Annotated in this window: 17 protein-coding genes; 9 read left to right on the forward strand and 8 right to left on the reverse strand. The window is 53.1% G+C overall.

Translation table 11 applies throughout. The features are described 5' to 3' along the window. Nucleotides 1-117: 117 nt before the first annotated feature. The 3 genes from FF011L_RS03225 to FF011L_RS03235 all read left to right on the forward strand — a co-directional run bounded on the left by FF011L_RS03225 (nt 118) and on the right by FF011L_RS03235 (nt 2,245). On the forward strand, nt 118-333 hold the full coding sequence (locus FF011L_RS03225; protein ID WP_145350124.1) for a SlyX family protein: 216 nt from the start codon (nt 118-120) through the stop codon (nt 331-333). 93 nt (nt 334-426) lie between these two features. Further along, nucleotides 427-1,791 (forward strand): sulfatase family protein, encoded by a 1,365-nt coding sequence (locus FF011L_RS03230; RefSeq protein ID WP_246109699.1) that lies wholly within the window; start codon nt 427-429, stop codon nt 1,789-1,791. Nucleotides 1,792-1,849: 58 nt separating this feature from the next. After that, entirely contained in the window at nt 1,850-2,245 is a 396-nt protein-coding gene (locus FF011L_RS03235) for a rhodanese-like domain-containing protein (protein WP_218932987.1), read from the forward strand. Between the two features lie 188 nt (nt 2,246-2,433). On the opposite strand, the gene FF011L_RS03240 is transcribed toward FF011L_RS03235, so the two are convergent. The 3 genes from FF011L_RS03240 to FF011L_RS03250 form a co-directional block, all read right to left on the reverse strand. Then, on the reverse strand, nt 2,434-5,562 hold the full coding sequence (locus FF011L_RS03240; protein WP_145350125.1) for an efflux RND transporter permease subunit: 3,129 nt from the start codon (nt 5,560-5,562) through the stop codon (nt 2,434-2,436). Continuing rightward, nucleotides 5,559-7,004 (reverse strand): efflux RND transporter periplasmic adaptor subunit, encoded by a 1,446-nt coding sequence (locus FF011L_RS03245; protein ID WP_145350126.1) that lies wholly within the window; start codon nt 7,002-7,004, stop codon nt 5,559-5,561. The genes FF011L_RS03240 and FF011L_RS03245 overlap by 4 nt, the downstream gene beginning before the upstream one ends. 226 nt (nt 7,005-7,230) lie before the next feature. Continuing rightward, entirely contained in the window at nt 7,231-7,635 is a 405-nt protein-coding gene (locus FF011L_RS03250) for a DUF4440 domain-containing protein (RefSeq protein WP_145350127.1), read from the reverse strand. 183 nt (nt 7,636-7,818) lie between these two features. On the opposite strand from FF011L_RS03250, the gene FF011L_RS03255 reads away from it, so the two are divergent. Both FF011L_RS03255 and FF011L_RS03260 read left to right on the forward strand, forming a co-directional pair. Then, on the forward strand, nt 7,819-9,969 hold the full coding sequence (locus tag FF011L_RS03255; protein WP_145350128.1) for an FAD-dependent oxidoreductase: 2,151 nt from the start codon (nt 7,819-7,821) through the stop codon (nt 9,967-9,969). Nucleotides 9,970-10,052: 83 nt separating this feature from the next. Next, nucleotides 10,053-11,552 carry a neutral/alkaline non-lysosomal ceramidase N-terminal domain-containing protein gene (locus tag FF011L_RS03260; RefSeq protein ID WP_145350129.1) on the forward strand — a complete coding sequence of 500 codons (1,500 nt, stop codon included), beginning with the start codon at nt 10,053-10,055 and terminating at the stop codon, nt 11,550-11,552. Nucleotides 11,553-11,561: 9 nt separating this feature from the next. On the opposite strand, the gene FF011L_RS03265 is transcribed toward FF011L_RS03260, so the two are convergent. The 5 genes from FF011L_RS03265 to FF011L_RS03285 form a co-directional block, all read right to left on the reverse strand. Further along, nucleotides 11,562-12,065 carry a GNAT family N-acetyltransferase gene (locus FF011L_RS03265; protein WP_145350130.1) on the reverse strand — a complete coding sequence of 168 codons (504 nt, stop codon included), beginning with the start codon at nt 12,063-12,065 and terminating at the stop codon, nt 11,562-11,564. An 84-nt stretch (nt 12,066-12,149) separates the two neighbouring features. Then, nucleotides 12,150-12,518 (reverse strand): hypothetical protein, encoded by a 369-nt coding sequence (locus FF011L_RS03270; protein ID WP_145350131.1) that lies wholly within the window; start codon nt 12,516-12,518, stop codon nt 12,150-12,152. 84 nt (nt 12,519-12,602) lie between these two features. Continuing rightward, nucleotides 12,603-13,145, reverse strand: coding sequence for a hypothetical protein (locus tag FF011L_RS03275; RefSeq protein WP_145350132.1), 543 nt, complete (start codon nt 13,143-13,145; stop codon nt 12,603-12,605). A gap of 115 nt (nt 13,146-13,260) precedes the next feature. Continuing rightward, nucleotides 13,261-14,097, reverse strand: a complete 837-nt coding sequence (locus FF011L_RS03280) for a hypothetical protein (RefSeq protein ID WP_246109700.1) — start codon at nt 14,095-14,097, stop codon at nt 13,261-13,263. Between the two features lie 224 nt (nt 14,098-14,321). Then, complete coding sequence (locus FF011L_RS03285) at nt 14,322-15,458, reverse strand: SGNH/GDSL hydrolase family protein (protein WP_145350133.1); 1,137 nt, start codon at nt 15,456-15,458, stop codon at nt 14,322-14,324. Between the two features lie 557 nt (nt 15,459-16,015). On the opposite strand from FF011L_RS03285, the gene FF011L_RS03290 reads away from it, so the two are divergent. The 4 genes from FF011L_RS03290 to FF011L_RS03305 all read left to right on the forward strand — a co-directional run bounded on the left by FF011L_RS03290 (nt 16,016) and on the right by FF011L_RS03305 (nt 22,715). Then, entirely contained in the window at nt 16,016-18,592 is a 2,577-nt protein-coding gene (locus FF011L_RS03290) for a PSD1 and planctomycete cytochrome C domain-containing protein (RefSeq protein ID WP_145350134.1), read from the forward strand. Between the two features lie 133 nt (nt 18,593-18,725). Then, nucleotides 18,726-20,138 carry a DUF1501 domain-containing protein gene (locus tag FF011L_RS03295; protein ID WP_145350135.1) on the forward strand — a complete coding sequence of 471 codons (1,413 nt, stop codon included), beginning with the start codon at nt 18,726-18,728 and terminating at the stop codon, nt 20,136-20,138. 187 nt (nt 20,139-20,325) lie between these two features. After that, nucleotides 20,326-21,501: an MFS transporter gene (locus FF011L_RS03300; RefSeq protein ID WP_246109702.1), complete on the forward strand. Its 1,176-nt coding sequence runs from the start codon at nt 20,326-20,328 to the stop codon at nt 21,499-21,501. Next, nucleotides 21,498-22,715, forward strand: coding sequence for a M20 family metallopeptidase (locus FF011L_RS03305; protein ID WP_246109703.1), 1,218 nt, complete (start codon nt 21,498-21,500; stop codon nt 22,713-22,715). The genes FF011L_RS03300 and FF011L_RS03305 overlap by 4 nt, the downstream gene beginning before the upstream one ends. The last annotated feature ends 11 nt before the right edge of the window (nt 22,716-22,726 follow it).

A 22,726-nucleotide genomic window follows, 5' to 3' on the forward strand; every position in this document is an offset into this window, starting at 1 on the left:
CTAGGTTGCGGTAAAGTAGCGGCAATAGACGCAGGGATTTTCCGCCGAGGCCGCCCCAGGGCTCGCTAAAATAGCCTGTTTGTATTGATATGAAAAACAACGACGGATAGGAAAGCGATGTCTGACTTGGATTTGCGAATTACGGAACTGGAAATGCAGTTGGCTCATCAGCAACGGATTTCGGAGCAGTTGAATGAAGTGCTGACCACGCAATCGATGGAGGTCATCAAGTTGACCCGAGTGGTGCAGCGACTGGAAAACCAATTCCGAGAACTGCGAGAAACCCCGCGAGGCGAGACCGACATGCTGGACGAAAAACCGCCCCACTATTGAACCACCCTCAGCCCCTCATCTGGCGATCGACTACGATTGTCGCCCGTCGTTTTTTTGAGCATTCACACCTTTTTGATTTTGCATTGAAATCCAATGAAATTCTCGATGTTGTTACTCGGTGCCTTATGGCTTGTGTGCTTCCCACAGGCGTCGCACGCCAAGAGCCCAAATGTCGTCATCTTGTTGGCAGACGACCTGGGCTATAAAGATGTTGGTTGCTATGGCGGTCCTGTGAAAACTCCTGCGATCGATGGAATCGCTTCTCGGGGAATGCGGTTCACCGATTTCTATTCGGGCTGTGCGGTTTGTTCCCCTTCGCGAGCCACTTTGTTAACCGGGCGACATCATATTCGTGCGGGAGTTTACAGTTGGATTCACGATGCCAGTCAGGATTCCCATCTGCTTAAACGTGAGGTTACCTTAGCGGAGATTCTTAAGGAGGCGGGTTATGCGACGGCTCACGTCGGGAAATGGCATCTAGGATTGCCGACGGATGAGCGTGCCAAACCGACACCCGATCAGCACGGTTTCGACTACTGGTTTGCAACCGAAAATAACGCGATTCCTAGTCACCGGAATCCCGACAATTTCATTCGGAATGGGCAAGCGGTTGGCGAACTGGAAGGTTACTCCTGCCAAATCGTTGCCGATGAAGCTATCCGCTGGTTGGACAACCGAAGCTACGCCAGCGAACCTTTTTTTCTGAACGTTTGGTTTCACGAACCGCACGCGCCGATCGCTGCTCCTCCTGAAATCACCCAGACCTATGGTAAAGAAACGGATAAAGCCGCCATCTACTCGGGAACCATCGACAACACGGACAAAGCAATCGCCAGGCTGCTGGAAAAACTGGCTGAAATCGACGAACCCGAGAACACTTTGATTATCTATGCGTCGGACAATGGCAGCTATCGCAATGACCGAACGGGCGGCCTGCGTGGTAAGAAAGGAGTCAACTGGGAAGGAGGGATTCGCGTCCCCGGTATCTTCTCGTGGCCCGGCACGATTCCCGCTGGAACCACGGCAACGGAACCTGCAGGCTTGACCGATGTGCTTCCCACAGTCTGCGGCTTGTTGGGCTTGGCGAAACCGGAGGGCGTTCACCTGGACGGTTCCGACCTCTCTCCAATCCTTACCGGAAAAACCGGACGGTTCTCCCGTCATCAACCACTCTTTTGGCACCTCCAGAAATCACGCCCGATTGTTGCGATTCGAGACGGAGATTACTCACTGGTGGCCGATCCAGACTATGAACTTTCCACCAACAACATGTTTCAAGAAGCGTGGATCCCGAGTATCAAAAAGGGTGGCTATACCAATTTTCAGTTGTTCAATCTTCGCAAAGACCCAAGCCAGACGACCAACATTGCCAGCAAGGAACCTCAGGTCCTTGACCGGATGAAAAAACAGCTGCTAGAAATCAATGCCAGTATCATGGCCGATGGCAAAAACTGGTAGCAACCATTACCGCACTCCATTTAGTTTTCCCTTCCCTGCTTTAAACAAAAGTAATCCAATGATGCGAACCATTTTCGGCTCTCTTGTGTTGGCAATGGCCTTCGGCTGTACGCCCACTAAACCAACCCCTTCAACGCCAGCAGACGATAGCGCCCCTGCCGTGGAATCGAGCGACGCCGCCTCCGCCGAAAACGATGGCGATGTCTACATCGTTGATGTCCGCAGCCAAGAAGAATGGGACGGGGGGCACATTGAACAGGCCGTCCACATCCCACACACCGAAATCGCGGACCGGATCGGTGAAGTCACCTCTGACAAAGATGCCAAGATTATCTTTTACTGTGCCGCTGGTGGCCGTGCTGGTAAAGCCAAGGACACTCTAGAAGACCTTGGGTTTACCAATGTCGAAAACGGCGGCGGCATTGATGACATGAAAGAACGAGACGGGATTTAATCCAAGCCCGATCAGATAAAGCGACTGTGGAAACAGATCGGGTAACCCTTGTGTTCCCCCCCCCCCGCGACCATCCGCTTGCTTGGAATCGACTTCCTTCGAATGGAAGAAGATTTGATTGCATCCGCAATTCCTGAATCGCCCGAGCCACTTGCAGCATCGGGCGATTTGGCAAACGCCGCCAGGTTTTAGTGCCTGGCGAACTTTCTTAGGACCACGTAGAACACGGGCGTTAGGAATAGGCCTAACAGCGTCACCCCTAACATTCCACTGAACACTGCAGTCCCCAGGACGCGACGCATTTCAAAGCCCGCTCCGGTTGCGATCAGCAGCGGAATGACCCCTAAGATGAACGAAAAAGCGGTCATCAAGATCGGCCGTAAACGCAAGCGGCATGCATCGACGGCTGCTTGGAATCGGTCTTTTCCTGCGTCTTCTTCGGCTTTCGCGAATTCAACAATTAGGATCGCGTTCTTACAGGCCAGCCCGATCAGAACGATGAATCCAATTTGAGTCAGGATGTTGTTGTCCATCCCTCGGAACCAGATTCCGACGATGGCAAACAGCAAGCAAAGTGGAACAATCAATATGATTGCCAGCGGAAGCGACCAGCTTTCATACTGGGCCGCAAGCGTCAGGAAAACGAATAACACTGCCAGCGGAAACAGGAAGATAATCGTGTTGCCTGCTTGGCGTTCTTGGAATGCGATATCGGTCCATGCATAACCGAATCCGGCGGGCAGATTTTTGTCTGCCAGTTCCTCCATCGTCGCCAGCGACTGTCCTGTACTGAATCCGGGAACGGTGTCCCCGTTGATGTCGGCTGCTGGAAACAGGTTGAATCGAACCAGTCGGTCGGGACCAACGGTATGTTCGACTTCGACAACGGATCCTAGGGAGATGCTGTCGCCGCGGGCACTTCGTGTCCGCAACCGAAGGATATCGCTTGGTTCGTCACGGAATTTTGGTTCGGCCTGTGCTGTTACGCGATAGGTTCGTCCCAAGAAATTGAAATCGTTGACGTACAGGGATCCTAGGTAGACCTGCAGCGTTTCAAAAATATTGCTGACCGGAATGTCCAGCATTTGTGCTTTCGTCCGGTCAACATCCGCTTCGATCTGCGGAACCGCAACGCGGAAGTTTGAAAACACCTGAGCCAGGCCGGGTTGCTGATTCGCATCGGCAAGCATCGTCCCAACGACTTGATTTAGTGTTTCGACACTTGCGCCACTCTTGTCCTGGATATACATCTTGTAACCACCCCCACGTCCGATCCCACGAACCGGCGGTGGTTGAATCACGAAGATCTGGGCTTCGTTGATACTTTGGACTTCACGTCGAAGGTCGGCGATGATCGAGTTCAAATCTCGCCCGCGTGCCGCTCGTTCCTTTGAATCTTCTAAAGGCAAAAACGTAACAGCAGCATTGGGACTGATCGTAAACGTCGCTCCCGACAGACCGGCGATCCCAACAGCATGTGCGACGCCATCAATCTCTTTACCGATTGCTGCAACCTGTTTGGTCACTTTGTCGGTACGCGACAGGGACGCCCCATCGGGCAAGCGAATGCTGACGATCAAGTACCCTTGGTCTTGCGGCGGGATGAATCCAGATGGGACCAACCCAAAGCTATACCAGGTGCAAACCAGCAGGGCTGCATAAATGACCAAGCAGAACGACGTTGCCCGAACCAACCTTGAAACGATCCCGGCATAAACATTGCCAGCCATGTCAAACGTCCGATTAAACAATCGGAAGAACCAACCAAACAGGAAGTCGATGACTTTGGCAAAGCCTCGTTTTTCGGCCCCTTTGGGCTGCAGCAGAATCGCACAAAGTGCAGGACTAAGTGTCAGGGAAACAAACGTTGAAAAGACCGTCGAAATGGCGATCGTCAACGCGAATTGCTGATAGAACTGCCCGCTGATACTAGGCACAAACACGGTCGGAACAAACACGGCAATCAGTACCAGTGTGGTCGCAATCAATGCCGATCCAACCTCGTCCATCGCCTTGTGGGTCGCTTCCCGTGGGGATAACCCTTTTTCAATCAGGCGTTCCACGTTTTCAACGACCACGATCGCATCGTCAACCACGATCCCAATCGCTAGGACAAGCCCGAACAGCGATAGTGTGTTTAGGCTGACTCCCAGCGACTGCATGGCTGCGAAGGTCCCGATCAGGGAGATGGGAATTGCCACCACCGGAATGATCGTCGGCCGCCATCCATGAAGGAACATGAAGACTGTAAGGACAACCAAGACGGTCGTAATCAGCAACGTCTCAAAAACTTCAGCGATCGATTCTTCGATAAAGTCGGTTGGATTGTAGGCAATTTGATACCCCAGCCCTTTGGGGAAATCTTTGCTCAGCTCGGCCATCGTCCGCTTCACTTCGGCTGCGGAATCGACAGCGTTTGTTCCAGGTCGCTGATAGATTAACACGGCGACGGCAGGTTTCCCGTCGAGGTAGCTCAAGCGAGAGTAATCTTGGGCTCCCAGTTCGATTCGAGCGACGTCGCGCAAACGCGTCACGCGGCCTTCTTCGCCACGCTTGACGATAATGTCGCCGAACTCTTCTGATTCGATTAGCCGCCCATGGGTCATCACGTTTAATTGAAACGCGCCGGTATCGTCGGTAGGGGGTTGCCCGATGACTCCTGATGCGACCTGAACGTTCTGTTGACGAATGGCTTGGACGATGTCCCCAGCGGTCAAATCGACGTGGGTCATTTTCTCGATGTCCAACCAAATACGCATCGCGTATTCATTCCCCCCCGCGATCCGGATATCTCCTACGCCATCCAGTCGCATCAACGCGTCTCGCACTCGCAAGAAGGCATAGTTGCTGATGTACAGCTGATCGCGACTGGTATCGGGCGACTGCAGATGGACCACCATCAACATGTCCGGAATCAGTTTTTTAGTGGTCACGCCGATCTGACGGACCGAATCAGGAAGTCGCGATTCGGCGATCGCTACGCGGTTTTGCACAAGCACTTGTGCATCATCAAGGTTCGTCCCCAATTTGAACGTGACCGTCAGCTGCATCGTCCCGTCGGCACTGGACGACGATTCCATGTACAGCATGTTGTCGACGCCATTCATTTCCTGCTCAATAGGCGTGGCGACGGTATCGGCGATGACCTGAGGCGTCGCACCTGGGTAACTGGCACGAACGACAATCGTTGGCGGAGCTACTGGAGGGTACTGCGAAACAGGCAGCGTGAAATAGGTGATCCCTCCAATAAGTAAGATGATGAATGAGAGGACCGAAGCGAAGATCGGGCGTTCAATAAAGAAATGCGGAAACTTCATTGAGGCACTCCTTTATCTGTATCGAGGGTTTCAACGTTAGCCTGTTCAACGCCAGGGGTCAGGGCATCGATATCCGGAATACCTTTGATGTAGGGAGCCGGGATGGAATCCGGTTCGGAACTTAACCACTCACTTTCGGGAAGCGGTTCATAGGAATTTGGAAGTCCATCTTCGACCGCTTCGATCACACCTTGTGTTGCCATGGTTGGAGAACCGGGGCGGGCTTGAAGGAGCCCCTCAATGATTAGGGATTCGCTTCCGTCCAGTCCCTCTCGGACGACGCGCAAACCATCGACGATCGGCCCTAGTTGAACGGGACGCAGAACGATTGTTTCGTCTTCGACGATATAGACAAATTGCGTCGATTGATCGGTCCCGACTGCGGAATCAGGGATCAGCACCGCTTCATACGCCGAACTGCCTGGGAGCCGAATTCGGGCGAACATCCCTGGAAGGAGAACTTCATCTTTGTTTGGGAAAACGCATCGAGCCCGCATGCTTGCGGTATTGGCGTCAAAGCGATTGTCGACGAAATCCATATGTCCTTTGCGAGGGAATCCCCCCTCGTCGACCAATCCCAGGAAGACGGGATTCTTGGCGACCCTTGAACTCTCTCGCCGTCCCGACATCGCCAATCGAATGTACTTGAGGACCTCCTGCTCATTCGTGTCGAAAGTGCAGTAGATCGGCTGGACCGAAGCGATGGTTGTCAGCAGGGTCGACGTCGCAGTGCCACCGCTGACCAGGTTTCCGCGGTTGACGTTTTCACGGCTAATCCGGCCGGTTATCGGTGCATAGATACGGGAATAGCTTAGGTTCAGCTCCGCCGTTTCAATCCCCGCTTTTGCCGATTCAATGGCCGCTTTTGCACTGGCGATTGCCGCGCGGCCAGCGCTAAGGCCCGCTCGGCTGACACCCGCATTTGCTTCGGCCTGCAAAAGATTGGATTCCGTTTGGTCCAGTTCTTCCTGGCTGATTGCGTTTTGATCTTTCAGCTTGCGGGCTCGTCTGACCATCGCCCCCGCTAGTTCCAGTTGGGCATCGGACTGTGCTTCCTGAGCCGTTGCTTCCTCTAGCTGGGCTTCGGCTTGGAGCAATTGTGATTCGGCTTGCCGCTGGGCTGCGATCGCCCCCAGTAATTCCGCTTCGAACGGTCGGGGATCGATGACAAATAGTAGATCGCCTTTATTGACGATCTGTCCTTCATCAAAGTGAATGGATTGCAAATACCCGCTGACCCGAGCTCGGATTTCGACGAAATTAACCGGTTCTAGCCGACCGATGTAAGCGTCCCATTCGACAATTTTCCTGATGACCGGTTGTGCGACCGTGACCGGCACCCGTGGGTCCTTAGGGGGGCGCTCGTTCGCTTTTTGGCAACCGAGCGACAGGAGGGTGATAACAGGCAGCAAAAGCGTGCTTGCGAATTGGGGTTTGTTCATTCGATGATTCTCTCACTGGCAGATCAACCGACCAGTTCGCGCGACAACTAAGGAAAATGGCTTGGTGTTTTCTTGGGTGGGAAGCATGTCGTCAACCAGCAACGACAGAAGTGGGAGAGATCACTCTCCGCAGTTGGGAAAACCTTGTATGTGCTTAATACAGGATTCGTCCGCCATCGCTTGTGGCTGATAAGCAGCCCTACAAGCGATGAACGATCAAAATGAATTAGCCTCGATGAAAATGGACGTGTTTCCAACCATTTTCATCCTGATGCCAAATTCTGGTTTCTTTACATGACGAGATAGAGGTGTTCCCGTCGCTTGTGGTTCGCTGTGTCATCCGAACATAAGCAATGACCGCTGAATCTCCGATCAGCCGCACATGTGGGCTGCAAAGGCTGGTGGTAACTTTATCGGGGGTGCCAGAACCATCGGCTAGGTCAAAGAAATGTTTGTGAAACGGCATCCCTTCCAACAGGTTTTCGTTGGCTTCGGGCTCGAAACCGGTCAGGTCTGTCGCACATAATTCTTGGTAGGTTTTCCAGTCGGCTCCGGTAACCGAATCCAGCAGTTGTTGTGTCCGCTGGATGATATCTTGTGCAGCCGAATCGGCAGACGGGACGGGGGGCATGGAAGAATCCTAAAACAAACGTGAAATGAAAGGTGCGAAGCGAGGGAAACCTAGCTTGAACACTGTAATTCAACGCCGATTTGGTTTCACGTCAAGTGCCCAATTTTACAACAAATGGGTTGAGATTTCGGCTAAGATCAAACGCTTCCTCCCTACAACCCTCCAAAGGAACGCGATTCCACCATGTTGAAATCTGCCCGCCTTGATCTTTTCCTTTCCGGCGTCCTTGTCGTCGGCCTGTTGTTTAGTTTTCCTACGACGTCGTCTATCGCTGCAGAACCACAAACCTATGACGTTGTTATTTACGGGGGAACCTCGGCTGGGATCGCTGCGGCCGTTCAGGTGCGAAAAATGGGGGGGACGGTCGTCGTCATTGAACCATCCCGGCGGATTGGAGGCTTGACCACCGGAGGGTTGGGGCAGACCGATATCGGTAACAAAGCTGCCATCGGAGGTTTGGCACTTGAATTTTACGAACGAATCAAAGCCTTTTACGATCAGCCCGATAATTGGAAGTGGCAAGCAGTCGACGAGTACCGATCGGGGGGGCAAACCCGCAACGGAGCCAACGAGAAAGCGATGTGGACCTTTGAACCACATGCAGCCCTTAGTGTGATGGAGGACTGGGTTCGCGAGCACGATATTCCCGTTGTCTATGAACAGCAACTTGACCGTACAGGAATTCAGAAATCGGGCGAGCATTCTCAAGGGGCCATCATGCAGGGGGGACGCATTACGTCGATCCGCATGGAAAATGGTCACACCTACCGAGGCCGTGTATTTATGGACGCCACCTACGAAGGCGACCTTTTGGCGGCGGCAGGAGTTGACTACACGGTTGGGCGTGAAAGCAATGCTACCTATGGCGAAACCCTAAACGGCGTCCAAACCAAACAGGCACGCCATCACCAGATCGTCCCGGGTGTCGATCCATACGTTGTTCCCGGGGATCCTTCCAGTGGTCTGTTGCCTGGGATCGATCCTGCCGGCCCGGGAATCGAAGGGGATGGAGACCATCGCGTTCAAGCCTACTGCTTTCGAATGTGTTTGACCGACCACCCCAAAAATCGAATCCCATTTGCAAAACCGGATGACTACCAACCACTGATGTATGAGCTGCTGTTGAGGAATTACGAGCAAGGCGAACGAGGCATGTCATGGATCAATTCCTCCATGCCGAACCGAAAAACGGACACCAACAACCGAGCAGGGTTTTCGACCGATTTCATCGGCCAGAACTATGACTACCCCGAAGCGACCTACGAACAACGCGAACAGATCATCGATGCCCATCGAAGTTACCAGCAGGGACTGATGTGGACTTTTGCAAACCATGAACGTGTCCCCGAGGCGATCCGTAAGAACTTTGCCCGCTGGGGAACATGTCGCGATGAATTCGAACGTGAAGACGGTTGGCAGCAGCAGCTTTACATTCGTGAAGCACGCCGCATGCTTGGGGATTACGTCATGACGCAACATCACTGCCAGGGACGTGAATCGGTTCCGCGGCCGATCGCACTGGCTGCCTATACGATGGATTCACACCATGTCCAACGGTTTGTGACCGAGGACGGATTTGCACGCAACGAAGGAGACGTTCAGGTTGGCGGGTTCTCTCCCTATCCGATTGATTACGGATCGCTTGTTCCTAAGCAGGAACAGTGTGAAAACCTGCTGGTGCCCGTCTGTCTGAGCGCTAGCCACATCGCTTTTGGTTCGATTCGTATGGAACCTGTCTTTATGGTGCTTGGGCAAACTTCGGCCACCGCCGCGATGCAGGCGATTGCCGCAAAGGTACCCGTTCAAAACGTCGACTACGACCAACTACGTGAACGACTGTTGGCGGACGACCAAGTCTTGATTTGGACCGGACCGGTAAAAACTCCAGCGACTTCGCTAAATTCGAAATCGCTGAAAGGGATCGCGATGGATGAAGCAGAAGCCAAGAAGGTCGGGTTTGTCGGCAGTGGCAACCTCATCGGACCTTTTGTCGACGCGGGCTACGCCCATGATGAAGACAGCCGCAAAGGGGAGCAGTCGGTCCTCTTTCAGATCGATATCCCCAAAGCGGGGCGATATGACGTGCGAGTCGCTTACTCAAGCCACGCTAATCGAGCGACCAATGTTCCGGTGACGATTCAGCACACCGGTGGTCCAACCACAGTCCTTCTAAACCAACGCAAGAAACCGACTTCGGCGCCGTTCGAAACGGTTGGAGAATTCGATTTCGCCGCCGGAACCACCACGGTCGAAATCAGCAACAAAGGCACCAACGGTTATGTATTGGTCGATGCCATTCAGTTGCTCCCGATTGAAAAAGCGTCGAAACGCTAGTCCATGACACGGACTTGACTTACGTTGAACCGTGGCGACCACTGTCGGTCGCTACCTGTCACAACCTGCTTAGTAGAATGATCATGCATAACATCCGAACGTGTTGGCTCGCTTCCCTCGGTGCGGTACTTCTGTTTTTTACGTCTGCCTTCGCCGAAGAAAAGGATTCTGAAACGCCCAAAAGTGCCCCCGGGATTCGCGTAGGCATTGCCGAGGCGGATATTACGCCGCCAAATGATTTCCCCATGGCTGGGTATTACCACGAGCGGCTGTCGTTGGGGACTGTCGACCCGTTGAAAGCGAAAGCGATTGTTTTTCGCGACGACGAAACGAGCGGTGTTTTGGTGGTTTGCGATCTTATCGGAATCACCACGGACTTGGCTGGAGAAGTTCGCAAACGCATTTCTGAACAGACGGGCATTCCCCGTGAGCATGTTGTCATCAGCGCAACCCATTCCCATACCGCTCCGGCTTATGCAAAAGAGCTGTATCTGTTTCTGGGGGACGAAAAGCAAAGTGAATCACGTGCTTCCTATATCGAAAAATTGATCGCAGGGCCGGTCGCGGCCGCGGTGGATGCTTTTGAGAACGCGCAGCCTGTCGTTTTAGCGAGCGGCGCCGCAATCCAAGAGACACCGGTTTCCTTCAACCGTCGCTCTGTATTACGCGACGGTAGTGTTCGTACTTGGCTGCCTCGCAGTCATTCGGAAGTTGTTAAGGCGGCAGGGCCGATCGATCCGGAAATCGGTCTGTTGGCGATCCGTTCTGCTGATACGAACGAACTGCGTGGAGTCCTCAGCAACTTCGCTTTGCATTTGGATACGCTTGGGGGAAGAAGCTGGAGTGCCGACTACCCGTCCTTCATCGAACGAAGTCTTCGCCAAGGCAATCCCGATGACCTCATTTCGATTTTTGCTGCGGGAACTTGCGGTGATATCAACCACAACAATCCTGAAAACTCCAAACGTCTGTCAACCGAGGCGATTGGGAATGCGTTGGCAGAATCGATTCGCGGCAAGCTTGCCGACTTGCAGCCGATCGCTAACCCGCGGTTGGCTGTCCATTCAGAAACGCTTTCATTGAAATTACAGGATGCGACGTCGGAGGAAGTTAGGCGGGGTGTGGAAATCATCAACCAAGTGAAGAGCGGTGGCAAAGTTGATTTTTACGACCATGTCACCGCACATAAAAAGATCCGCCTGGACCACTATCGACACCAGACCCCGTTCGTGAATCCGACTGAATACATAACTTCAGGACTCAGTCGTTCGCTTGCTGGAATTGGTGATTCGATACCGGTAGACGTCACCGTGATGACTCTGGGCGATGACCTAGCCATTGTTTGCTTGCCCGGAGAGGTTTTTGTGGATCTAGGGCTTGCCATTAAACAGGCCTCGCCGTTTCGCAATACAATCATTGTCGAATTGTCGAACGTTGTTGAATTGATTTATGTTCCGCATCGTGCAGCCTACGCAGGCGGCAGTTACGAAGTCACTAATTCGACCACGGTTCCCGGCAGCGGAGAAAAATTGGTTGAAACCGCGGTCAGTCTGCTTCGCAAAGCCGCCAACGACAAACCTTAGCACGCGGCGTTAGGAAACGGCAGCGACCGGTCGAGCCAGCATCGACAGTTGTTTTCCGTCGTCGACGACTCGTATCCCAATCTGTTCAAAACCAGCTTTCCTGTGAAATTGCAGGGACTGGTGATTGGGAGGTTCAAGCGTGACCTCCGCGCAGATCGTGGAGGCATTGGTGCGAACCGCATGGTCTTGCATCTGAGAGTAAAGTAGGCGTCCAACACCCAGGCCGCGACATCTCTCGGATACCACTACCCTGTCGATGTACAGAAAGCTCTTAATACGTGCGGAAAACCAAGCGTAGTTGTCATTTTTGTAACTGCTGTTGCTCTCCATGCCCAGAATAAAGGCAACCACCTGGTCGTCGATTTCAACACTTCGTTTCAGCGTGCTGATTTCGTAAAGTTCACCAAACCGTGTAAGGTCCATTGGACTGGTGACATCAACTACCGCTTGGTTAAGCGATACGACAACCGAAGCGTCTTCGGTCGTCATTTCTCGGATGTTGATTTCGGGCAAAGATAGGGTCCTATAGACCGGCGGGAGAGGGGCAACGCATTGAGCGGCGTAGGAAATTTGGATTTTAAACAACGTGAATCGATGTCATTGGTTTTCCGTGTCTCGCTGCGTTGCAGCCTGATCGATCCAGTTTGGAATCGGAATGCTGCGCGTGCGGGCGATCATCAGTAAAACGCCTGCGGCAATCACAAAAATTGGAATTTCGATGTCGGGCTGAAGTCGATTCGTTTGGCGGAGCACCGACAAACCGCTGGCGAGGATAAAAAACGGTCCGATCACTACCGTAAATTTGTCGAACCCACCGACGGCAAACGTTAGCAGTCCGATGACCGCCAACCCTAGTGTCCATACCCAGTCAATCTCGGGAGCAATTCCGAGCGTTGATAACAGCCAGCCAGTCCCAATGGTGATTAAAAGAACGGGAAGAAGTAGCGACTTCTTTTCGGGAGACATTGAGCTACCAGGGGGAATGAGTCGTCGAGAAAATTCTAACCGCCAGTTATCTGCGTTGACGGTTTGCCGCTGCCCACGGGGAAGTTAATCGACCCTATCTTCGCTGTCGAAACATCGGTCTTCCTCGCACTGGTCGGTCGGTTGGTTCTCCGTTGCAACCATTTTGCGTTTGTCGCTAAGGAAGTGGATGCAGTCTGCGCGAAACCAAACGTACCCCGTACCGATGGTAACCAAACAATATAACACGATTGTCGTTGGAGAGGCTCCTGCGTTTAACAACCGCGGTGTGTCTAGCAGACGGTCACCGGAAACCCAAGCGAGTGCGAGGTAACAGCCGTTTGCGATCAGGCAGAAATCGGCGATGAACCACGCCCAGCGTCTCCTGAGGACGGCGGCCACTAACAGCGGAATCGCAACGCCGACCAGAGGTCCGCTCCAAAGCGTGACCAGCGGATGCGGATCAGGAGAGTGCAGGCTGTAGGGTAGATGCCAAGGGACAATGTCATAGTCAATCAGCGTTGCGCCGCAGGCCATTCCCCCGACAATGTGTCCGCACTCGTGCGAGACGGCCATCACGCTCCAGGAGGCAATGAGCAACAATGCGAATAGCAAGATACGATTCGTCATCGTTGCTCCTGTGGCGGCCATTGCCCAGTGCGTTGTTGCAAGAGTGCTGCCGCTGCTGGCTACAACGCATGGGAGATTTGAAGCCGCTCTTGTTCGCCTTTACGCCTGTTGCCCATTACTCTTGGGCAACGGGCACCAATCCTTTTTCTTTATCGGACTTTGCGAGAAAGAGAGTTCCTCGGTGGCGTCCAGCGTCGGATCTTGGTCCGGTCGCAATCAAGAAACGATCGGGAGCAACGCCCACAATTCCTAGCGAACAAGCAAACGAGTAGCGTCCAATCATCTGGAAATCTGCATCGGTCTTCAGCAAGGGGGTCGTCTTTCCATAGCAGCCGAACCACCAAAAACCGTCATGAAATGTTGCGGTTTGAATTCCTAGCATTGTCCACTTACTATCGATGACATGCTTCTTTTGGAAGTTGAAGTCAGCATCGTACTCGTAGACATAGTTCTCTTGGATCCCGTCCGGCAATCCGCCCACGACGTAGAAGTGGCCATCGCGGACACCGATTCCACCGGCTCCATGAAACGCTTCTTGGGTTTCGTGTTTCGCAATCAAATCAAGCGACTTTGCATCGTAGACATAAACCCACGAATCTGCGTTCCCTTTTGGATCGTTAAATTTGCCCAGGTTCACCGCTACATAAATGCGTCCTTCGCTGTAGCATAAATCGCCGTGATGACTGGCAACCGGAATCTTTTTTGAAATGTGGCCGGCGGCATCGGTTTTTACAAGCTGGGTAGTGAAGGACCAAAAAATAGATCCTTCATCGTCAACGCAAACCCCTTGCAGGTGGCCCGGGTAATCGCCTTCACATTCGGCACCTTTCAGCAACGCTTCTGTAGCGGGATCCGCTAGAAGAGTGCTGGGGACTAATAAGGCGATCGTGCAAACCAAAGCGGGCAGGAAGCACTGGCGAAAACGATTCGATATGCGGAAGCAAGTAGACATGGAGCAGAGCCGGTAGGGAAAGTATGGTGGGAGACAAAGCCGTTCGCGATTTTGTACGAAGGCTGCGTCAGACGTCTGACTATCTTACTAAAGGAAAGAGGGCAAAGTGCCTAACCAAGGACGCTTCATTAAATCTTCTTTCTCGTAAACCATCGCGCCGAATGTCGCGAGGATTTCAATGCGGCGGCAAATCCTGCAAGTTTTGGGGGATCCGATGGGGACGTTCAGTCCTCGACGAGGATCGCGGATAATACCTGAGCATAAACGCGGTGTCCAAAATCATTGGGATGATTGACCCCATTTCCTGTCAGGTCCGAATCGTTTTTGCGTTTTAGCATCTCTTCCCAAACGCTTGTCATGTCGGCTAATGCGATCCCGGGGGTGACCAACGCGGCTAGTTGATCTCGGTACTGTGGAAACAGGTCTTGGTTCAGTCGAGGCCAATCACGGTTGCCCAGCATCGTCGCGATAAGAACGAATTCTGTTTCGGGCGATTTGCTGCGGATCTGGTCAATCATTTCCTGAATGTCTTTTCCAAACGCCTCTGCGCTCCGGCCTGCTGAATCGTTCATCCCAAACGCGATGATGACCAGATCGGGTTCCGCTTCGACGACTTTGTCTACCATGGTGACGCCCCAGTTCGCGGTTTTGCCACCCACCGATAGGTTTGTTAGCGAGACATCGGTCTGGTAATGCATTCGCAAATGTTGGGCTAGCAGGTCCTGAAAGGGTGGTTGAAATGGAGCCCCGCCTGCCCAGCCCGAGGCATTGCAACCGGTTGAAATGCTGTCTCCTAGTAGGACCATCGAAACAGGTTTGCCAGTCTGCAACTTCGCGAGGGTTTTAGGCAGCGCCTCGGTTTGAAATGGAGGCATTTTTACGGGCCAGTTGTTGCTCGCCTTTTTGTAGGTCACCATCGTTTGCAATTGATGGTATTCCAGCTTTGCCCCGAACATGATTTCGCCATTTCCATCTCGATGCGTCAATTTGTGAGGCTGAGAATCCGCGGGGCGGCGAAGTGCATCCGGAATCACGGCGACAATTTTCGAATCGGCTGGAACCGTGATCTGTGATTCCCCTTTCTGGAATTGGTAATCGATGCCGGCTTCGTACAGAATTTTTCCGGACGCATCACGAATTTCCAAAATCTCTTCTGCGGGAAACAGCAATTTGCCTTCTGCCGTTTCACCGTTCGGGGCTTTCAGGAACAGAACCGATTCGCCTCGGACGATGTCGTCCTGCCAAAACGGACTAAGCAGTTCTGGAGCGTATTTCCAGTCGGGGGCATCTTCTGCGTGAAGGGGCTTTGACGCCGCAAGGAAGCTGCAAAGGATTAGACCGATCATCCAAGAAATTTTCATGAATCCGCTCGAGAGGGCAAATTAGTTGTCGTTTTAGGTTGGCTCTATGTTAGCGAGAAACCGACCTTGGGGGCTAAATGTCGATTTGAAATCGCCTGCCAACACCATAATCGGTTCGCTTGTCCGGGACCCGAATCTTCACGAAACTGGCATTGGGGCGTCCTGTCGATTCCGAAATCCTGGGCATTTGCGAGATCTTTGGGCAGATCATGCGGGGGGCTCTGCTGGGAAGGGATTCCATCAGCGGGATCCGCCTTGAAAATTGCCTTCAGGGAATCGTGTGCGAGAGGGCTGGCGATCGTTTATACTTAGAGCTTGAGGCCCCTCGCTCAACAGAGTTTGACAGCTATGTACGTCGATGTATTTTCGCTGCCACAGCACTGCCCACCAACCGGATCCCCACTCGTCGCGATGCGAATTCCCTGCTCCGTAATCGATTCGATTGCGGGTTTATTGTGCAATGACATAAACGGGATGTCGGTATCGACGCCAGTGCAGGCACCATGCGGCGTGCAGTCACGCTCTGGATATAGAACTCAAAACGGACTGTAAAGCTCATGCGCCGCACCGAATATTCAAGCCTGGCTTCCAATCAGAGTGCCCCTTGTCAAAGCGGGTGTCGACGGTTCGTGCGGATTGTTAAAGCCGGTAAAGTTGGCGGACTGGGCAGGAGTCTGTGTGCCGCAGTTTGCGTCGTGTTCCTCTGCACACCTTGTGTCGGCGCCGAAAAGGAGCCGCCTGCTTCGCCGGATCCACCGAGTGAAAAGCAGATCCAATTTTTCGAAACCAAAATCCGACCTCTCTTGGCGGACCACTGCTACGAATGCCACGGGGAAGAATCGCAGGAATCGGATCTTCGTGTGGATACTCTTTTAGGGATGCTGAAGGGAGGGCTTGCTGGTCCTTCGGTTAGCCCGGGGAAGGTCGATAGCAGTTTGCTGATGACTGCCGTCCGCTATCAAGACAGTGACCTTCGAATGCCCCCCGAAGAAAAATTGTCCGATGCCCAAATTGCAGATCTAGCGAATTGGATTGAAATGGGGGCACCGCATCCAGACAGCAGCACGACTCAGCCGGTTCAGCGCGGTAGCGATGTGGATCTAGAAAAGGGACGACAGCATTGGGCGTTTCAGCCGGCTGTCAAACATGCTCCACCGCAGATCGACCCCAACGCACCCGAAGAAAACCCGATCGATGCCTTTCTACTTGCCGGCCTGCAGGAGCAAGGGCTCCAGCGTGTCCCCTTGGCGGACAAAGAAACCTTTATTCGCCGCGCAACATTTGATCTTCTCGGTCTGCCGCCAACTCAGGAAGAAATTACGGCGTTTGTTGAGGACGATTCCCCTGCGGCAGTTCGGCGATTGGTCGACCGGTTACTCGCTTCTCCGCACTATGGAGAACGCTGGGGACGGCACTGGCTAGACGTTGCACGCTATGCCGATTCAAACGGCGTCGATGAAAACATTGCACATGGCAACGCCTGGCGCTATCGCGACTATGTGATCGCAGCATTTAACAATGACAAACCGTACGATCAATTTGTGACAGAACAGCTGGCAGGCGACCTGTTGGAATCGGGCGAGGATACATCGCTTCGCAATGAACGATTGGTCGCGACCGGATTTTTGGTCCTTGGTCCCAAGTTCTTGGCCGAGCAAGATCAAACCAAGATGGCAATGGATATTATCGACGAGCAGCTTGATACCGTCGGAAGAAGCTTGCTGGGATTGACCTTCGGCTGCGCCCGTTGCCACACACATAAGTTTGATCCGATTAGTCATCATGACTACTACGGGCTGGCGGGCATCTTTAAAAGCACGCATACGATGGATAGTTATAAAACCATCGCCAAATGGCACGAAAACGAGATTCCAACCCCCGCCGAAGCCGAACACATCGAAGCGCATCAGAACAAGGTCGCAGCGCAAGAGAAAAAGATTGCGGATCGACTTGCGGAAGCGTTCGCTCAGTTACCTGCAGTGACGGAAGAGAAGCCTGATGCCAAAAAGAAAACGGCCGCCGAAAAAGAGAAGCTGCTTCCTGCAGAAGTCCAAAGCGAACTGAAAACCTTGCGTGATGCATTGAAAGTGTTGCAGGACAACAAGCCTGAAATGCCATCGGCAATGGGAGTGACCGACGGCACGATCGTTGACACCCCAGTGCATCTGCGAGGCAGCCACCTAACGCTGGGCGACGTTGTACCGCGACGCTTCCCGCAAGTTTTGACCTCTGTTGATCAACCACCTCTTCCTGCCGAAAAAAGCGGCCGGTTGGAATTCGCGCGTTGGCTGACCAATGGGCAGCATCCACTGACCGCACGCGTGATGGTCAACCGAATTTGGCACGGGCATTTTGGCAAAGGGCTGGTTGGAACGGTCGATAATTTCGGGCTGCAAGGGGATCGCCCTAGCCATCCCGAATTGCTTGACTGGTTAGCCATCCGTTTCGTTGAAGAAGGTTGGTCGCTGAAAAGCATGCACCGCCTGATCATGACATCCGATGCCTATCAGGCCAGCAGCCAATTCAATGCTGAAAACCATCAAAAGGATCCCGGCAATCGCTATTACTGGCGGTTTGACCTTCGTCGCTTAGAAGCCGAAGCGATCCGTGATTCGTTATTGGCTGTCAGTGGGAAACTGAACCGCACGGCGGGTGGCAGCATGCTGACGGTGAAGAATCGTGAATTCTTGTTTAATCATACGTCTCAAGACAAATCGACTTATGTGACCTTTCGAAGGTCCATTTACATCCCGGTGATCCGCAATCATCTATACGACATGTTTAAGTTGTTTGATTACAGCAACGCCAGCATCTTAAATGGGAATCGAAATGTCAGCACGATCGCGCCACAGGCATTGTTCATGATGAATTCCGAGTGGATGGATGACGTCACGTTTTCGCTGGCGGATCGTTTGCTTGCGGCCTCGCCGGATTCCAAGCAGCGAATTGAACAGCTTTATCTTGATGCTTACGGACGCCAGCCATCAGACAACGAAACCGCGATGGCCCTGAAGTTTGTGACGCAAATGAATGACAACCTCGAATCGCAGTCCGAAGAAGAGGCTGAGCGACATGCTTGGCAGGCGTTGTGCCAGTCGGTCGTGTCGGCAAATGAATTTGTCTACATCCGCTAGCCAAATGCTCCATACAAAAGGTTGCAACAGCCACGCGGCATGAAATTGAAAAGCTCCTGAAACCTTTTTGGTCATGCAACGGATTGTGACTCACGCACCCTTCCCCTCCGATCCCACCAGATGACTAAAACCGATGATTAATCTATCGCGTCGAAAGCAGCTGCAGTCTTGTTGTGCAGGGTTTGGTTCGTTAGCACTTTATAGTTTGCTGGCCGAAGAATCGCGCGCCGCCATGAAAGGAATGCCACAAGGGGGAACTCCGCTTCCGCATTTCCCTGCGAAAGCGAAACGGGTCATTTTCATGTTTATGAAAGGCGGCCCGTCGCACATGGACACATTTGACTACAAACCTCAACTGCAAAAGGATGACGGGAAACCGCTTCCGTTTGATAAGCCTCGTGTTCAGTTTGCACCGACAGGTGACCTGCTGGGGTCGCCTTGGAAATTTAAAAAATACGGGCAAAGTGGAATTGCCGTTAGCGAGCTGTTTCCAAATGTTGCGGAATGCGTAGACGACCTGTGTATTATCAATTCGATGCATGGTTCGAATCCAGCGCATGGCGGCGCGAGCATGAAATTGCATACCGGTAGTGACGTCTTTGTCAGGCCTAGTATGGGAGCTTGGGTGTCGTATGGTCTGGGGACCGAAAACGAAAACCTGCCTGGGTTCATTACCATCTGCCCAACTTTGGCACACGGTGGGACACAGAACTGGGGGTCGGGATTCCTGCCCGCTAACTTTGCAGGGACTCCCCTTGGAAACGCGAGTCTTTCGTCGGAAGAAGCAAGGGTCAAGTACGTCAAAAATGCAAGGCTCTCGCTTGAAACCCAGCGGATGCAATTGGATTTAACGCAAGAATTTAACCGCGAATTTTTGAAAACGACCGGCCCCGATTCAACATTGGACGCTCGCATCAAGAGCTTTGAATTGGCATTCCGAATGCAAACGGAAATGCCGGCGGCGCTGGACCTTTCTCAGGAAACGGCAAAGACCCAACAGCAGTACGGAATCGATCAGGAAAAGACCGCCGATTTTGGTCGCCAGTGCTTGATGGCTCGCCGGTTTGTGGAAAGAGGGGTTCGCTTTGTGCAGGTCACGCACAGCAATACCGAAGTTCAATGGGATCAGCACGGGGGATTAAAGAAGGGGCATGAACAGAATGCGGCCGAAGTCGACAAACCGATTGCAGGACTGCTGCGTGACTTAAAGGCTCGCGGCTTGCTAGATGAAACGCTGGTGGTCTGGGGCGGCGAATTCGGTAGGACGCCGACCTGTCAGGGGGCGACCCGCGATGGCCGTGACCACAACCCCGAAGGGTTTACGATGTGGATGGCTGGGGGAGGCGTCAAGGCGGGGATTCAGTACGGTGCGACCGATGAATACGGTTATTATGCGACCGAAAACAAAGTCCATATCCATGACATGCACGCAACCATTCTGCATCTGATGGGTTTGGATCATCTTCGTTTGACCTACCGACATGCGGGACGTGATTTCCGTCTGACCGACGTCGCCGGAAAGGTCGTTGACGGAATCATTGCTTAGTCTTTTGCAGGTGTTTGGTCGTATGCGATTCCGCTCCCTGGTAATCGATTGATTCTCAGGGGCGTCATTTTTAGTTCAGTAGCTTTCTCCGTGAGTCAAAACGATCAACGTCCCACTGAATTCCACAGCACCGCCAGCGCCCCGTGCACGCTGGATTCTGTTGGCCCTGCTTGTCACGTCGATTTTGGTGAACTACATCGATCGCGGCGCCCTCTCCGTGGCGATTCCCGATATCGAGACGGAGTTTTCTTTATCCCCGACTCAGAAGGGATTGTTGCTCTCGGTTTTCTTTTGGACGTATGCGCTCCTTCAGATGCCAGCGGGCTGGGTTGTCGACCGCTATGACGTCAAATGGGTTTATGCGATCGGGTATCTAATCTGGACCATCGCAACCGCGATGACCGGTTTTGTTGGCGGGTTCACTGCACTGATTTTCGCAAGACTGCTGCTAGGGCTTGGGGAAAGTGCCGCCTACCCCGCGATATCACGATTGATCGTCGAAAATTTCCCGGAACGGCAGCGTGGGATGGTCAATTCGCTGATCGATGCAGGAACCAAAATCGGGCCTGCTTTCAGTATCCTTGCCGGCGGCCTGCTGGTCGATCGTTATGGTTGGCGTTCGCTATTTGTTGTCTTGGGGGTCGGTGGCTTTTTCTGGTTGATCCCATGGATTCGGTACGTTCCTTCGCGCCCGCATGCGGCAGCTAGCGATGCGACGGATACAAAAGTCAAGGACCGTCCCTCTTTGCTGCAAGTCAGTTTGCATCGTTCTGTTTTGGGAACTTCACTGGGAATGTTCTCGCTCGGTTATGTGTGGTACTTCCTGTTGACATGGCTGCCCTCCTATCTGATTGACGTTCATCAATTGAATTTGAAGGAGACCGCCGTCTCTGCGGCACTTCCCTTCTTGGCAATGGCCGCTTCATCCGTTTTCTGGGGCTGGGCAGCGGACCGGTTGATCGACCGCGGTCGCTCGCCGACTTTTTCTCGTAAACTAATTTCCTTAAGCGGTTTGACGATCGCTGCGGTGTTGCTGGTGGCTACTTCGCAGGCACAATCTTCGACCGCGTGTGTGGCTCTGTTGACGGGAGCTTGTTGTGCACTTGGCATGTTCACTGCAAATGTTTGGGCGATGACCCAGACGATGGGTGGACCGGCTGCAGGGAGTTGGACGGGGATCCAAAACTGCATTGGTAACATGGGGGGCGTTGTTTCTCCTCTGGTTGCAGGGTGGTCTGTTGAGCAGACCGGGTCCTATCAAACGGCATTTTATGTTGCCGCTGGTGTCATGCTTGCCGGAGTCCTCTCCTATCTGTTTATTGTTGGACCGATCAAAGAAATTGCCTGGCGGAAAGAAACATGAATGTGACAGCCCCTAGTGATGAATCGCTGCTTGAACTGCTGGCTGATTTGGTCCGTATCAATAGTGTGAATCCCAATTACGAAGGGGGAGTCACCGAAGCGGCGATGGCGGACTTCGTCGAACAATATTTCCAGCGGATAGGCGTCGAAACCTGGCGTCAGATCGTCTACCCCGATCGTCCCAACGTGATTGCCAGGATCCCTGGATTGGATCCTTCCCGGCGGATCGTGTTCGAGGCCCATTTGGATACGGTTTCGACGGTCGGAATGACGATCCCACCTTGGACGCCAGATATCCGCGATGGAAAGATGTATGGGCGTGGTGCATGCGACACCAAGGGTGGGATGGCCGCCATGATGCACGCGTTGGCTTCACTGGTCCATCAAGGTTATACGCCAGCATGTGATGTCCTCTTCGCAGCGACGATCGACGAAGAGTACTCTTACCGCGGGGTGGTCGCTTTGTGCGATTCGCTAGACCCGGGGCCTGTCGATCCGATCATTCTTGAAACGGAAGTTCCGCCTCGGAACCCATTGCGGGCAGAAGCCGCCATCATTGCCGAACCAACCGGATTGGAAGCCGTGATCGCCAGCAAAGGTTTGGTTCGCTGGAAAATTGAAACGCGCGGTAAAGCGGCTCATTCGGCAAAACCGCATCTGGGGAACAATGCAATCGAACAGATGGCACATGTCATTCGAGCGATCGAAGCAGACAACCTCCGTTTAGCAAAACTGGCACATCCTCTACTTGGCCCTGCGACGTGTAATATCGGAGTCATTCGCGGAGGGGTTCAGATCAATTTCGTTCCTGACCGCTGTGAGATTGAAATCGATCGTCGCTTGCTGCCCGGAGAGACGCGGGAAGGCGTCTTGGCCGAATACCAACAACTGCTTGACCGACTGGCCGCCGATCACCCTGCGATGGATGCGGTCATGCACCCTCCGATGCTAAGCGATCGCCCGCTGGAAACCGACGTCAATTCTGCGGCCGTCAAAACGCTCAGGCAGGTCCTTGAATCGCTCGGCCATCCAGCGGAACCGATCGGAGTCCCATTTTGTAGTGACGCCAGTAAGTTTGGAGCCCTAGGGATTCCAAGTATGATCTTAGGACCGGGTAGCATTGACCAAGCCCACGCCGCGGTCGAGTTCATCGAATGCGAGCAAGTCATTGCATGTGCCGAAATTTATCGTCAATTTGTTCTTCAGTTCAAGTAAGGCTTCGACTC

Origin of the sequence: Roseimaritima multifibrata, from assembly GCF_007741495.1 — a bacterium.
Classification (GTDB): Bacteria; Planctomycetota; Planctomycetia; order Pirellulales; family Pirellulaceae; genus Roseimaritima; species Roseimaritima multifibrata.